The 14,718-nt window shown below is 43.7% G+C and carries 11 protein-coding genes and 4 tRNA genes; 2 read left to right on the top strand and 13 right to left on the bottom strand.

Annotated features, from left to right (window positions below; translation table 11 throughout):
* Positions 1-1,519: 1,519 nt before the first annotated feature.
* The 10 genes from DS891_RS11875 to xerD form a co-directional block, all read right to left on the bottom strand.
* Positions 1,520-1,596, bottom strand: a tRNA-Arg gene (locus DS891_RS11875).
* A gap of 53 nt (positions 1,597-1,649) precedes the next feature.
* Positions 1,650-1,726, bottom strand: a tRNA-Arg gene (locus DS891_RS11870).
* A gap of 135 nt (positions 1,727-1,861) precedes the next feature.
* A tRNA-Arg gene (locus DS891_RS11865) sits at positions 1,862-1,938 on the bottom strand.
* 21 nt (positions 1,939-1,959) lie between these two features.
* Positions 1,960-2,052 (bottom strand) — tRNA-Ser (locus DS891_RS11860).
* A gap of 119 nt (positions 2,053-2,171) precedes the next feature.
* Positions 2,172-2,354, bottom strand: a complete 183-nt coding sequence (locus tag DS891_RS11855) for a hypothetical protein (RefSeq protein ID WP_010375970.1) — start codon at positions 2,352-2,354, stop codon at positions 2,172-2,174.
* Positions 2,355-2,592: 238 nt separating this feature from the next.
* Positions 2,593-4,143 (bottom strand): lysine--tRNA ligase, encoded by a 1,551-nt coding sequence (lysS, locus tag DS891_RS11850; RefSeq protein WP_010375973.1) that lies wholly within the window; start codon positions 4,141-4,143, stop codon positions 2,593-2,595.
* 27 nt (positions 4,144-4,170) lie between these two features.
* Positions 4,171-5,269 (bottom strand): peptide chain release factor 2 gene (gene prfB, locus DS891_RS11845; protein WP_099030198.1). Its coding sequence is split into 2 segments (ribosomal slippage): positions 4,171-5,193 and positions 5,195-5,269, totalling 1,098 coding nucleotides; the frame shifts between segments, so codons are not numbered across the junction.
* Between the two features lie 173 nt (positions 5,270-5,442).
* Positions 5,443-7,173: a single-stranded-DNA-specific exonuclease RecJ gene (gene recJ, locus DS891_RS11840; RefSeq protein ID WP_174169890.1), complete on the bottom strand. Its 1,731-nt coding sequence runs from the start codon at positions 7,171-7,173 to the stop codon at positions 5,443-5,445.
* 101 nt (positions 7,174-7,274) lie between these two features.
* Positions 7,275-8,012: a bifunctional protein-disulfide isomerase/oxidoreductase DsbC gene (gene dsbC, locus DS891_RS11835; RefSeq protein WP_010606194.1), complete on the bottom strand. Its 738-nt coding sequence runs from the start codon at positions 8,010-8,012 to the stop codon at positions 7,275-7,277.
* Positions 8,013-8,110: 98 nt separating this feature from the next.
* Positions 8,111-9,034 carry a site-specific tyrosine recombinase XerD gene (gene xerD, locus DS891_RS11830; RefSeq protein WP_010606193.1) on the bottom strand — a complete coding sequence of 308 codons (924 nt, stop codon included), beginning with the start codon at positions 9,032-9,034 and terminating at the stop codon, positions 8,111-8,113.
* Positions 9,035-9,114: 80 nt separating this feature from the next.
* Between xerD and fldB the strand changes: the two genes are divergently transcribed.
* Complete coding sequence (gene fldB / locus DS891_RS11825) at positions 9,115-9,639, top strand: flavodoxin FldB (protein ID WP_010375981.1); 525 nt, start codon at positions 9,115-9,117, stop codon at positions 9,637-9,639.
* Positions 9,640-9,688: 49 nt separating this feature from the next.
* Here fldB and DS891_RS11820 read toward each other — a convergent pair whose 3' ends face one another.
* Positions 9,689-11,287 (bottom strand): response regulator, encoded by a 1,599-nt coding sequence (locus DS891_RS11820; protein WP_174169889.1) that lies wholly within the window; start codon positions 11,285-11,287, stop codon positions 9,689-9,691.
* A 129-nt stretch (positions 11,288-11,416) separates the two neighbouring features.
* Positions 11,417-12,121, bottom strand: a complete 705-nt coding sequence (locus DS891_RS11815; RefSeq protein WP_174169888.1) for a tRNA1(Val) (adenine(37)-N6)-methyltransferase — start codon at positions 12,119-12,121, stop codon at positions 11,417-11,419.
* Between the two features lie 67 nt (positions 12,122-12,188).
* Here DS891_RS11815 and srmB point away from each other — a divergent pair, with 67 nt between their 5' ends.
* The gene (gene srmB, locus DS891_RS11810; protein ID WP_010606189.1) at positions 12,189-13,415 is read left to right on the top strand and encodes an ATP-dependent RNA helicase SrmB; all 1,227 of its coding nucleotides are present in this window, start codon (positions 12,189-12,191) and stop codon (positions 13,413-13,415) included.
* A 281-nt stretch (positions 13,416-13,696) separates the two neighbouring features.
* On the opposite strand, the gene DS891_RS11805 is transcribed toward srmB, so the two are convergent.
* Positions 13,697-14,683 (bottom strand): alpha/beta hydrolase, encoded by a 987-nt coding sequence (locus DS891_RS11805; RefSeq protein WP_254605835.1) that lies wholly within the window; start codon positions 14,681-14,683, stop codon positions 13,697-13,699.
* Between the last annotated feature and the right edge of the window lie 35 nt (positions 14,684-14,718).

Below are 14,718 nucleotides of genomic sequence, written 5' to 3'. Positions count from 1 at the left end.
GGGTAAACCTGCTCCTACATGGATATTAGACACAAAAAAACCGACTTTCGTCGGCTTGTTTATCTCTTTATTTCACCACTTGAGAGAAAGTGGCGGATGCAGGACGTGTATTGTGGAGAGTGAACCTCCGACCGCCTGTTTTTACCTTCATTCTTTCACCACTTGAGAGAAAGTGGCGGATGCAGGACGTGTATTGTGGAGAGTGAACCTCCGAGCGTCGTCATATTYAACTTTYGTAAAAGATCGCAGGRTAAACCTGCTCCTACATGGATATTAGACACAAAAAAACCGACTTTCGTCGGCTTGTTTATCTCTTTAAAGTGGCGGATGCAGGACGTATGTTGTGGAGAGTGAACCTCCGAGCCTCGTCATATTCAACTTTTGTAAAAGATCGCAGGATAAACCTGCTCCTACATGGATATTAGACACAAAAAAACCGACTTTCGTCATATTCAACTTTTGTAAAAAATCGCAGGGTAAACCTGCTCCTACATGGATATTAGACACAAAAAAACCGACTTTCGTCGGCTTGTTTATCTCTTTATTTCACCACTTGAGGAAAAGTGGCGGATGCAGGACGTGTGTTGTGGAGAGTGAACCTCCGACCGTCGTCATATTCAACTTTCGTAAAAGATCGCAGGGTAAACCTGCTCCTACATGGATATTAGACACAAAAAAACCGACTTTCGTCGGCTTGTTTATCTCTTTATTTCACCACTTGAGAGAAAGTGGCGGATGCAGGACGTGTATTGTGGAGAGTGAACCTCCGACCGCCTGTTTTTACCTTCATTCTTTCACCACTTGAGAGAAAGTGGCGGATGCAGGACGTGTATTGTGGAGAGTGAACCTCCGAGCGTCGTCATATTCGTCATATTTAACTGTGTTGTGGAGAGTGAACCTCCGACCGTCGTCATATTCAACTTTCGTAAAAGATCGCAGGGTAAACCTGCTCCTACATGGATATTAGACACAAAAAAACCGACTTTCGTCGGCTTGTTTATCTCTTTATTTCACCACTTGAGAGAAAGTGGCGGATGCAGGACGTGTATTGTGGAGAGTGAACCTCCGACCGCCTGTTTTTACCTTCATTCTTTCACCACTTGAGGAAAAGTGGCGGATGCAGGACGTATGTTGTGGAGAGTGAACCTCCGAGCGTCGTCATATTCAACTTTTGTAAAAGATCGCAGGATAAACCTGCTCCTACATGGATATTAGACACAAAAAAACCGACTTTCGTCATATTCAACTTTTGTAAAAAATCGCAGGGTAAACCTGCTCCTACATGGATATTAGACACAAAAAAACCGACTTTCGTCGGCTTGTTTATCTCTTTATTTCACCACTTGAGGAAAAGTGGCGGACGCAGGACGTGTGTTGTGGAGAGTGAACCTCCGACCGTCGTCATATTCAACTTTTGTAAAAGATCGCAGGGTAAACCTGCTCCTACATGGATATTAGACACAAAAAAACCGACTTTCGTCGGCTTGTTTATCTCTTTATTTCACCACTTGAGGAAAAGTGGCGGACGCAGGAGGATTCGAACCTCCGACCGCCTGGTTCGTAGCCAGGTACTCTATCCAGCTGAGCTATGCGTCCGTTACGAATGTATAGTTTTCCAACTTCTTTATATTTAACCACTTAAAGAAAAGTGGCGGACGCAGGAGGATTCGAACCTCCGACCGCCTGGTTCGTAGCCAGGTACTCTATCCAGCTGAGCTATGCGTCCGTTACGAATGTATAGTTTTCCAACTTCTTTATATTTAACCACTTAAAGAAAAGTGCTGGACTCAGGAAATATTTTGTGAAGGTGAACCTCCAACGCCTGTTTCCTACCTTTATTATTTAACCACTCAAGGAGAAGTGGCGGACGCAGGAGGATTCGAACCTCCGACCGCCTGGTTCGTAGCCAGGTACTCTATCCAGCTGAGCTATGCGTCCATACAAGACAACCATTAAAAATGGCGGAGAGGGAGGGATTCGAACCCTCGATAGGGCTACAAACCCTATACTCCCTTAGCAGGGGAGCGCCTTCGGCCACTCGGCCACCTCTCCGTCTTGTGGGGCGTATAATATAGGTTAGAAAAAATATGTCAAATACTTTTCTTGTAAAAAAGCACTGAATGGTGATAGATTGTGCAGTCTGCTTAGTTACTCGGCACTAACGCCAATTTTTACTCATTTTGTAGGGGGTTAGGATCACTGTAGGTATTTCTTAATGCACGTTGTTGACGCAAAACTTCGTCCAAAAATGCTTCTTGATAACCAAGCTGCTGAAACTCAGCGATACAAGCCCGATAATATAAGATTCTCGCTTGCTCGTGCTCATCGACATTTTCAAACTCATTATTGCTCATCTTTTTGGATTCCCTATTCGTTATTTTTAACGCAGCATTAGAACTTGAAAAAGACTAGTCAGGAAACTGGGATAATCTAGTTTCAAAAGAGAAACAACTTTTATTATGAATTGGAGTTAGCAATAACTACATAATAAAACTAAGTATTTAGAAATACTGTAAGATTTATCTTACGAAAATAACAGAAAAGCGCCATAAGGCGCTTTTCTAGATGTACTTTCAGATTACGTGAAAATACTTACTGTTCAGCTTGCACTTCAGGACGCATATGCGGGAACAAGATAACGTCTTTAATAGTCGGTGAGTCCGTGAACAACATCACAAGGCGATCGATACCAATCCCCTCACCCGCTGTTGGTGGTAAACCATGCTCTAGCGCACGGATATAATCCGCATCGTAGTGCATTGCTTCATCGTCACCTGCATCTTTTTCTTCCACTTGGCGAGCAAAGCGCGCAGCTTGATCTTCAGCATCATTAAGCTCAGAGAAACCATTTGCAAGCTCACGGCCACCCACGAAGAACTCGAAGCGGTCTGTGATAAATGGATTTTCATCGTTACGACGTGCAAGCGGTGACACTTCCCAAGGATATTCAGTAATGAACGTCGGTTGGATAAGTCTGTGTTCAGCGACTTCTTCGAAGATTTCACACAGGAACTTACCTGGACCCCATACACAGTTTTCAGGGATCTTAACGTGAACTTTCTTAGCGTATGCTTTTAGTGCTTCAAAGTGGTTTTCTGGATCTTTGAAGATTTCAGCTTGTGCTTCAGCATCTGGGCCATATTGTAAAATAGCATCAGCCATAGACAAACGCTGGAACGCACTACCAAAGTCATACTCAATCGTCTCTGTCACTTCGCCTTCAGCATTCTTCACAGTATTAACAACCGTAGTAGTGCCTAACACGTCTTGTGCCACGGTGCGTAACATGTCTTCAGTCAAGTTCATCAAATCATTGTAATCCGCGTATGCTTGATAGAACTCAATCATAGTGAACTCTGGATTATGACGCGTAGATAAACCTTCGTTACGGAAGTTACGGTTGATTTCGAACACACGATCAAAACCACCAACCACTAGACGCTTAAGGTATAACTCAGGCGCGATACGTAGATACATATCGATATCTAGTGCATTGTGATGCGTTACAAATGGGCGTGCAGAGGCACCGCCAGGAATAACCTGTAGCATCGGCGTTTCCACTTCCATAAAGTCACGCTCGGCTAAGAAACGGCGAATACCCTCAATCACTTTTGAACGAATACGGAATGTTTCGCGTGTGTCCATGTTAGTGATCAAATCAACATAACGCTGACGGTATTTTGCTTCTTGGTCAGTCAGGCCGTGGAACTTTTCAGGTAGTGGACGTAGCGACTTAGTCAGTAGTTCATACTCAACCATGTCGACGTATAAATCGCCTTTACCGGATTTATGAAGCGGACCTTTAACACCAACGATATCGCCGATATCTAATTGACCATACTTCTCTTTTAGGTCTTTTTGTACGTCTTTTGAAGCATAAGCCTGAATACGACCCTTCATGTCTTGCAACACTAAGAAAGGACCACGTTTCGCAAGCAAACGACCCGCAACAGAAACATGATGATCAAGTTCTACTAGCTCTTCCTTCGATTTATCACCAAACTTAGCCTGTAGATCTTGTGTGTAGTCTTCGCGGCGGAATGAGTTCGGGTGGCCATTCGCAGGGCAATTTTCCCGGATCGCATCTAGCTTGCCACGACGCTCAGCAATAAGTTTATTTTCGTCTTGATTGTGATCTGTCATTGTTTAGCTCTTAGTTTAGCTTGTGGATTAAAGGCCTGATTTCAGGCTTGCTTCGATAAATTTGTCTAAATCGCCGTCTAGTACGGCTTGGGTATTGCGATTTTCAATACCTGTACGCAAATCTTTAATACGTGAATCATCTAGCACGTATGAACGGATTTGGCTGCCCCAGCCGATGTCAGATTTTGCATCTTCTTGAGCTTGCTTTTCAGCGTTTTGCTTTTGCAGTTCAAGTTCAAACAATTTCGCCTTTAACTGCTTCATCGCTTGATCTTTGTTCTTGTGCTGCGAACGGTCATTCTGACACTGCACTACCGTATTGGTTGGTAAGTGCGTAATACGTACCGCTGATTCTGTACGGTTAACGTGCTGACCACCCGCGCCCGATGCACGATATACATCGATACGAAGATCTGCAGGATTAATATCGATTTCGATATTGTCGTCAATTTCTGGGTAAACGAATACAGAAGCAAACGAAGTATGACGACGGCCGCCTGAATCAAAAGGACTCTTACGTACTAAGCGGTGTACGCCCGTTTCTGTACGAAGCCAACCGTAAGCATATTCGCCCGTGACTTTAACTGTCGCGCCCTTAATACCAGCAACATCGCCATCTGTCGCTTCAACGATTTCGGCTTTAAAACCTTTCGCCTCAGCCCAGCGCAAGTACATACGCAGCAACATGTTACACCAGTCTTGAGCTTCAGTACCGCCAGAGCCTGACTGTAAGTCGATGTACGCATCGTTGGCATCTTGCTCGCCTGAGAACATACGACGAAACTCTAGTTTTTCCAGCTGCTCAACAAGGCCGTTGACCTCTTGCTCTGCTTCAGTGAAGGTTTCTTCATCTTCGGCTTCTACGGCGAGCTCAACTAAACCCTCTGCATCATCGGCACCAGACACGAGATTGTCGATGGTTTCAACAATCACTTCTAAATTCGATTTTTCTTTGCCCAGTGCTTGGGCTCTTTCCGGCTCATTCCATACAGCGGGATCTTCTAATTCGGCATTAACTTCTTCTAAACGCTCTTGCTTTAGAGCGTAGTCAAAGATACCCCCTAAGAAGCTCTGTACGTTCGCGAATTTCCTTGATTTGGTTAATCACAGGATTCACTTCAAACATTTACCTTTACTCCAGAACTAAATTTGTCGGTTTGTGAATTCACACAAACAGGTCTGACAACGGGTCAGACCATAGATTTAAGCGACCAATAGTATCAAATAATAACCGCGCTTAGCATCCCTTAAAGTGAGAATTTTGGGAGTTTTTTAACAAACTCAGTACGCACATCTCTATTAATTCGGTTGCGCCTGAAGTTCACGCACAATGAGCTGCAAATTATATTTACCACGAAACTCATTAATATCTAATTGATAAGCAAATAAAGCATGGGTTGCCTGGAGATTTGGCCAAGCCCGAACGTCAACGTTAAATGCTATCGCATCAACCAATCGACCCGAGCGATGCTTAAGCACAAGTTTTAGATGTTTGTCGCCAACAATACGTTGCTGCACCAACTCAAATACATCCTGAAATACCGGCTCACTAAATTGCTGCCCCCACGGACCTGCCTGCTGTAGTTCAAAAGCAAAATCCATGGTAAAGCAATCGCCCGGCAGTTCACCGTCCGTCAACAGAATGCTTTGCTTTGCTTCTTCGCTCAGCGTCGCACTGACGTTTTGTTCGAATACCTGTTTAAACCGCGCAAATTCAGACTCTAAAATGGTCAATCCTGCTGCCATCGCATGACCACCAAACTTTACAATTAATTCTGGGTGCTGGGTATTGATTGACTCTAAAAGGTCGCGTATGTGTAGACCTTCAATAGAACGACATGAGCCCTTTATCTCGCCGTTGTCGCCTTGTGCAAAAATAATACATGGGCGGTGATATTTTTCTTTTAAGCGTCCCGCCAGAATACCTATCACACCTTGATGCCAATCATCTTGATACAAACACAAGGCATCTGGTACTTCTTGGCTTTTAAGTACCAAACGCTCCAATACCGCTTGCGCCTCTTGCTGCATACTTTGCTCAATCTCGCGTCGTTCTATATTTAGACTATCGAGCTCGGATGCAATACGGCGAGCTTGGTTAATGTCTTTCGATAACAAGCAAGCAATACCTAAACTCATATCGTCAAGACGCCCCGCGGCATTGAGTCTTGGCGCTAACGCAAAGCCAAAATCACTGGCACTTAATCTAGCATTATTACGGTTAGAAACCTCGATTAGCGCTTGGATCCCCGGTCGCGTTTGACCACTACGGATCCGGGCGAGTCCTTGGTGTACCAAAGTGCGGTTATTCGCGTCCAACGCCACAACGTCAGCCACGGTTCCTAGGGCAACAATATCTAATAATGTCGCCAAATTTGGCATCGCGACATTTTGCTCCACAAAATAGTTTTGCGCCCGTAAGTAATGCCTCAGCGCTATCAGCAGATAAAAGGCAACCCCAACGCCCGCGATAGACTTAGACGGGAAATCGCAGTCAAGACGATTTGGATTAACAATCGCATCGGCAATCGGCAACTCATCACCTTGTAAATGGTGATCGGTAACAATCACCTTAATACCCGCTTGCTTCACGATTTCGACACCGCGAATACAGGAAATACCGTTATCAACGGTGATCACCAAATCAGGTTTTATGGCGACGATTTGCTCGGCCAATGCAGGGCTTAGACCGTACCCCAAGCTAAATCTATCTGGCACGAGGTAATCCACACGCTGAAAACCAAACTGAGGCAACCCCTCCATTAATACGGCGGTGCTCGTTGCGCCATCGGCGTCAAAGTCACCAACAATCAACACTTGTTGTTGCAAAGAAAGTGCTTCAGCCAGAATTTGGCTTGCAAGCTCGATGTCTTTAAATAATTTAAAATCGTGTAAGGTTGCGGCGCTATTGTCGAGTTCAACAACCGATTTAACCCCTCTGGCAGCATAAAGCTGCTTGATCACGGGATGCAGTGAAGCCGGTAAATGGCTGTCATCAATCCGCTCTCTTGGTTTAATTTCTGTATGCATACTTTTTCACAAAACAAAAAAGGCCAAAATGGCCTTTTATATTCTTTATCTTGCTATCTTATCGAGTTCTCAACGCGAACTCCATCGCTAAGCGTGAGTCATTATGACTTAGGGCTATTTGCGTCTAGCATTTGTGCAATAGCTGCAGCAGGTTGATAACCTGGGATCATAGAACCATCTTCAAGAATGATCGCTGGCGTTCCTGAAATGCCAAAACTTTGCCCAAGTTGATAGTGCTCAGCTACTGGCGCGTGGCAGTTTTCAACTGGTTTCACTGCACCACCAGCTTTCGCTTCAGTAAGTGCAGCTGCTGCGTCTTTTGCACACCATACGTTTTTCAAATCTTCATAGCCTGAGCCACGCAAACCACCACGTGGGAAAGCTAGGTATTTCACGGTAATACCTGCCGCTAAATAATCTTCTAATTCACGGTGCAGTTTGCGGCAGTAGCCACAAGTAATGTCTGTGAATACCGTGATTTGATGTTTTTCGTTTTCCGCTTTATAGACGATCATTGAGTCTTCGTATTCAGCGATACCTTTCTGGCGCACATCACTCAACGCGTCTTCGGTAATATTACGACGGTTATCAAGATCAATCATAGTGCCCTGAATCAGATATTTACCATCGGCACTTGAATACAGCACCCCTTTATCTGTGATCACTGTTTTTAAGCCAGCAAGCGGACTATCTTTGATTTGCTTAACCGTTATACCCAATCCGCTAAATTGCGTCGTAATTGGGTCTACTTGTGCTGTTGGTGCGACAGGACCCTCAACTTGCTCAGCGAAAGCGCCAAAGCTCAATGCCAGTGAAGCGGCAACTATTAGTTTTTTCATTATGTTCTCTCTAAACCTGTTATTTGAGGGGATCACACGCCCCTTTGTGTTACTCACTAAGACCGGAGTAACCATAAATAATTCCCAAGCAACAAAAATTAAGCTCTTGGGTGATGCTGCTGGTGCAATGTTTTTAAACGTTCACTGGCAACATGTGTATAAATTTGAGTCGTCGACAAGTCGCTATGGCCAAGCATCATTTGCACAACTCGCAAGTCAGCGCCATGATTCAATAAATGTGTTGCAAAAGCATGACGTAGCGTATGTGGCGATAACGGCGACTTAACGTCTGCCAAAATAGCATAGTGTTTTATGCGATGCCAAAAAGTTTGTCGCGTCATACCTATGCCTCGTTTAGATGGAAAGACAAAATCAGTAGCATGCTTAATCATTAAGCCCCGCCCTTTTTTGAGAAATTGTTCAATCCAATGCAATGCTTCTTCACCCATCGGCACCAAGCGTTCTTTGCCTCCCTTACCACGCACAAGCACAACAGCTTGTCTCATGTTGACTTGCTCCATTCTTAGCCCGACTAACTCAGTCACGCGCAACCCCGTGGCATACAAGAGTTCGAGCATAGCTTTATCTCTCAACCCCATAGGGTCGTCACAATCAGGAGCATTTAACAGGGCCTCAACTTCTTGCTCTGACAAGGTTTTTGGCAACGACAGTGTTGTTTTAGGTTGCGCAATAGTATCCAGTGGAGACTGCGCGATTTGTTTTTCTCGCAACCAATATAAATAAAATCTCTTTAATGCACTGATGGCTCGCGCGTTACTCTTTGCTTTTAAGCCCTTGTCTATTCTGTGTGCCAAATAAGCCTCAACGTCCTGACTTGTGATTGCCAGTAAAGAAGACACCGAGGTTTCTGCTTTTATAAATAAGAGAAATTTTTCAAGGTCGCTGCGATAGGCTGCAATGGTATTTTCACTGAGCCCTTGCTCCAAAAATAGTGCATCTAAAAAGGCTTCTATATATTGCGGATCGGACAGTGTATGGGAAGTTGCTTGGTGTTCGCTCACAGAGTACCTGTATTAATTATTAACGTCATGATGTAGACTTGCCACCTATAATACCAGTCAAATTGAAAGTGATAAATACAATGCAAATTGGGTTATTTTACGGCTCGACAACATGTTACACAGAAATGGCCGCAGAAAAGATTCAAGAAATCATCGGCAAAGACACAATTACCTTATTTAATATTAAGGACGAGCCGCTAAAACAAGCTGAGCAGTTTGACTTCCTCATTTTTGGTATCTCAACATGGGACTTCGGCGAACTTCAGGAAGACTGGGAGTCTCACTGGGACGATATCGACAGCGTTGATCTGAGCAACAAAGTGATAGCGCTATTCGGTATGGGTGACCAACAAGGTTATGGTGAATGGTTTCAAGATGCACTAGGCATGCTACATGAAAAAATTGCCCCTCAAGGCGTCACCTTTTTAGGTTACTGGCCAAATTCAGATGACTATGAATTTGAAGCGTCAAAAGCACTGACCGAAGATAAAAGTCAGTTTGTTGGCCTGGCACTAGATGAAGACAGTCAATACGACAAAAGCGACGAGCGTATCGCAACTTGGATAGAGCAAATCATGACGGAATACGCCGAATTAGATGTTTAGCGCAGTAAGCGTTAGCACTAATCCAAAGTGTTAACGCCCATTCCTAATATCATCTGTAAAACTGACTCAATGCGGCCTCAATTTGTGATAGCTTATACGGCTTATGGATCACATTATCAAAAACTTCATTTTGAGCTTGAGTTAAGAAAATATCAGCGGTTATCGCCAAAACCGGTAGCCTTGAATTTTCTTGTTTGATTAAATGTGCCGCCTCTGTACCACTCATACCCGGAAGATTCACATCCATAAAAATGATGTCAAAGTGTTTTTCTTTTGCCACTTCAAAATAGGCTTCAGCAGATTCGAAAATATCATAACTACAATTCAGTTTGTCGAGTATCGCAGTGATCAGTAGCTGATTAAGCGGATTGTCTTCTATTACACCAATTTGATGATAGAAAATGGCAATATGCTCTGTTTTTGGCGGCGAAGCGACTTTTACTCCACTTTCACTTCGGCACGGAATAATAAACACCACCTCAGTTCCTTCGCCCTCTTGACTGGAGACACTGATCCGCCCTCCCATAATATCAATAAGTGCTTTAGTTACACATAGGCTTAACCCAACCCCTAAGTTTCCTCTGCCCTCAAACATACTAAAACGGTCAAACAGATTACTTTGCTCGAGCGCTGAAAGGCCTTTACCACTGTCTTTTACGATAAACTGTATTTCATTACCAATGACATATGCTCTGAGCACCACCTCTTGCCCAGCCTCGCTGCACTGAATTGCGGTGTCGAGTAAAGTCTCTATAACGCGTGACACTTTATCCTTATCGAGCATCAAAGCCTCACCTTTATAGACACCAGCAATAGAGTGCGTAATCGTAATATCGTGTTGTTTTGCCTCAGTAGCAAAGCGAGCAACTGACTGCTTTAGTAGATCGGATAATGAACAAAGAATGGGTTCAAACTGAACTTTTTCACCTTCAATAAGCTCAAGCTCTAATACGGAATCAATGACAGTAAGCAGTTTACTCCCTCCTGTTTCTATATTTTGCAGGTAGCTTGTCGTAGATTCAGAAAACCCTTCTGCTTCAGCAGAGTTGAGTACCACATCATTAAAGCCAATGATGGCGTTAAGTTGAGTGTGTAATTCATGGCTGATATCAGATAAAAAACTGTCTTTGGAATCATTGAGCAGCTTAAGTACGTTTACTTCTCTGCGCAGTTCAAGTTGCCGAATTACCTGACGCCCCAAGGTGGCGAGTGTTTTCCTTTGCAAATCGGTGAGTTTTTTGGGCTTATCACTGATAGCACAAATAGTGCCTACCTTATAACCGCCAGAGCTAATCAGCGGTGCACCGGAATAATGGCGGATTTTCGGACCGCCAGTAACCAGTGGATTGTCAAAAAAGCGTTGATCTTCTAGGGCATCTTGCACCTCAAATACATCTTCTTGCAAAATAGCATGAGAACAAAAGGAGATATCTCGATGGGTTTCATCCACATCCAGCCCCACTTTAGACTTAAACCATTGGCGATTTGTATCTATCAAGCTAATAAGCGCGATAGGCGTTTCACAGATCTCTGACACCAGCTGCGTAATTTCATCAAGATTTGCTTCTGCAGCAGTATCCAATACCTTATATTCGCGCAGCGCTTTGAGGCGATTCTCTTCGTTATTTGGGATCTCGGCTTTTTTCATGGACACCTACACAAGCGAATTAAACCAGCTAAGTACACGTAAATCAGACTGCACTTTTAACACGATGATTCTGACTATTTCTCAGCTAAAGTGTAGAAGATAAATCACGATACAAGCAAAAAATATCCATCACATTTTTAGGTAAAACTCATGACATAAAGAAACAAAATCATTCGTATATTGGTTATCTACATCGTATATCACCAACGATTGCTCATGACTTGGTTGTGCTATGTTTTGTTTGCCTATCAGTAGCAATCTGCGAGAGTAAGATTTACTCGGGGTAGTTTTAATCGCACAGCTTGAAACAAGAAACCAATTTCGCGCTTTGGCAAGCTGACAAAAGAGCAAACTCTCTTGATAGGGTAAAATTACCGCAAGTTGCCCAGCATCCGATGTGAACTTTTCGAAGGCATCAAGCAAGGCATCAAAACTCAGGCTGTCCGTGTGTCTCGCTCTATTTCTCGCTTGATTTTCTCCTTTCAAACTCGCGTTGAAGTAAGGTGGGTTTGATACCATGAGGTCAAAGCGCAGCTCGCTATCAAACTTTTGTATTGCACAGCGATGCAGCTCAATATCAGACCACGGGCTGTGCTTGATATTAAACTCTGCATCTTTTAACGCATCGTCATCAATCTCAACCGCATGGACTGTGCTCATTGGACTTCGCTGTTTACACATCAATGCGATAAGCCCAGTTCCCGTTCCGACATCAACAACCCGGTTGGCTTCAGCGAGCGGAACCCACGCGCCAAGCAAAATACCATCGGTCGAAACCTTCATTGCCGCATGATGCTGGGTCACCGAAAACTGTTTAAATGCAAACTGAGACATCCTATACCTTTGAGAAAATGCAATAGCAACGTATAATTCCGCTATTGTCCTTTATTTGTGATGCAATATGCAATTTACTGAATTTGATTTAGACAGCAAGCTGATTAGTGCGATTAAAAAAATGGGTTTCGATACTCCCACCAGCATTCAACAGATGGCTATTCCTGAAGCGCTAATTGGTCGAGATATTCTCGCCAGCGCACCAACCGGTACGGGTAAAACCGCTGCATTCTTGATCCCTGCGATTCAGTATTTGCTTGATTTCCCTCGCAAAGAGCCAGGCTTTGCCCGCGTACTTATCATGACGCCAACACGTGAACTTGCCTATCAAATACACGAGCAATGTGAACTCCTTGCCGCGGGTGTTAACCTTAAGATAGGCGTGGTAACTGGCGGTATTAATTACGGCAGTCACAAAGAAATATTCGAAAAGAACAATGATATTCTCATCGCAACGCCTGGTCGTTTGATGGAATATCTTGAAACCGAGAACTTCCACGCAGAAAACGTTGAGCTATTGATCTTAGATGAAGCGGATCGCATGCTAGATATGGGCTTTCGAAAAGAAATGCTACGTATTTGCTCTGAAGCGGTTAACCGTCGTCAATGCTTTTTGTTCTCTGCAACCCTTGAGGGCGAAAGCGTTGAGAAGTTTGCTGAACGTATATTACAAGACCCAGCACTACTTGAAGCCACGCCATCACGTAAAGAAAAAGGTAAAATCCATCAGTGGGTTCATCTTGCTGATAACTACGAGCACAAAGTCAATTTGCTCGCACAACTACTAGATGACGAAGAAGTAACCAAAGCGGTTATCTTCGTAAAAACGCGTGAACGCCTAGAAACACTCGTTGGCGAGCTATTTGCTAAAGGCATTAAAACCACTTGGCTGCGTGGTGAAATGCCACAAGACAAGCGCATGGCTGCGATGGCAAGTTTTCACAGTGGTAAGACGAATATCTTAGTGGCAACAGATGTTGCAGCCCGTGGTATCGACGTTGCGGATATCAGCCACGTATTTAACTTTGATATGCCACGCACCGCAGATATTTATGTACACCGCATCGGTCGTACAGGCCGCGCAGGTAAAAAAGGGACCGCGGTTTCCTTGGTTGAAGCCCACGATGTTGAGATTTTAGGTAAGGTTGAGCGTTACACCGACCAAAAACTTAAGCGCCGTGTAATTAAAGGCCTTGAACCTAAACATAAAGAAGCAAAAGCACCGAAGAAGAAAAAAGATCCGGTGAAAATCAAGGCGAAAAAGAAAGCCGCCAAGGTTAAAAAGAAAAAGTAACCCAAAAAACCAGCGTCAGTACGCTGGTTTTTTTATGCTAATTTGAGCAAGTGCTAATATGAGTAAACCTTAACTTACTTTGTTAGATCTGGCTGATAAAACTTAGTAAATCTAACGGTCGTATATGCGCCAATAGCAGGCTGTGGTAACGCCGCATTTAAGTATTTACTTCACTTCCTCAGCTTTGATGTTAATCGTGATGGGTGTGACTTATTTTCCCTTTCTTATATTCCCTTATTTTTGTCCTTATTTTTTGTCTCAGAACATCAAAACACCAATATTCAGAATCGACTACTTAAGCTAGGCTGCTTAGACATAATATCGACAGTTTCAATAATCTTACTTATAACCGCGTCAGGCGCATCGCCTGGAATGTTATGAGTAGCGCCTTTAACAACAATATGTTCTGAATTGCGAGAAAGCTGAGCGATACTTTTTTGCATTTCAGCCCACTTATCTCCGACGCTGTAGAAGCGAGGTGCCGTTTTGTAGGCCTCTCTGTCATGACTCATTACCACCATTTTTAGATTACCAAAGTCATAATTGAAATCTTCTAAGGGTGTGAAGAAGCCGCCTTCGTTTCGGTAAGCTGACATCACTTGCGCGTATCGAAAACTGGAATAGTACTGGTCTAGTCGTTGCGCCAACGAAGAGTCATATTTCTTAAAGAGATTCTTGATATCTGATATCCCCAGAATAGGATCAGCGTAATGCCAAATTTGCACATGTGTCGCGATGGGAGAGAAGATTCCGCGTAATATTTCATGTTGATTCTCGTGCGCTGAATCTAACAATATTAGCGCAGCCAACTTACTGTTGGTTATTGCAGCAGTGTGTCTTGCGATAATTCCGCCGTATGACCGCGCAACTATAATGACCGAGTTGTCACCGGCAACATGTTGAATAAGAGACGCTTGAAGTTGGGCCTTTTGTTTCGTCGTAAAATCAGTTGGAATGTTGTCACTGCCGCCATGACCTAATCGGTCGTAATAACATGACGTGAATGTCTGTGGCAATTGCTCAGAAATTGATGACCAAACCTGTTCCGAGTCATCGCCATAACCAGATTCAAAAAAAACATAGGGATTTCCGCTGCCTTTACAGACATACCTCACTTGTTTGCCTTCAAATGAGAAATAGTCGCCTGAAAGAGGAATTGGCTGATGAACAAAAAACGCAATAGTACGCAACAATATATAAATACTAAATATTATTAACATCGCTAAAGTTAGCTTGCTCAAGAAAAAACGTTGATAAATCGAAGACATATTTATCCCCTAATGTATTTACGCACAGTGTCTGA

The organism is Pseudoalteromonas sp. JC28 (assembly GCF_013319255.1).
GTDB lineage: Bacteria > Pseudomonadota > Gammaproteobacteria > Enterobacterales > Alteromonadaceae > Pseudoalteromonas.
The sequence above is the reverse complement of the archived record's forward strand: the minus strand, read 5'-3'. Positions and strand labels throughout refer to the sequence as shown.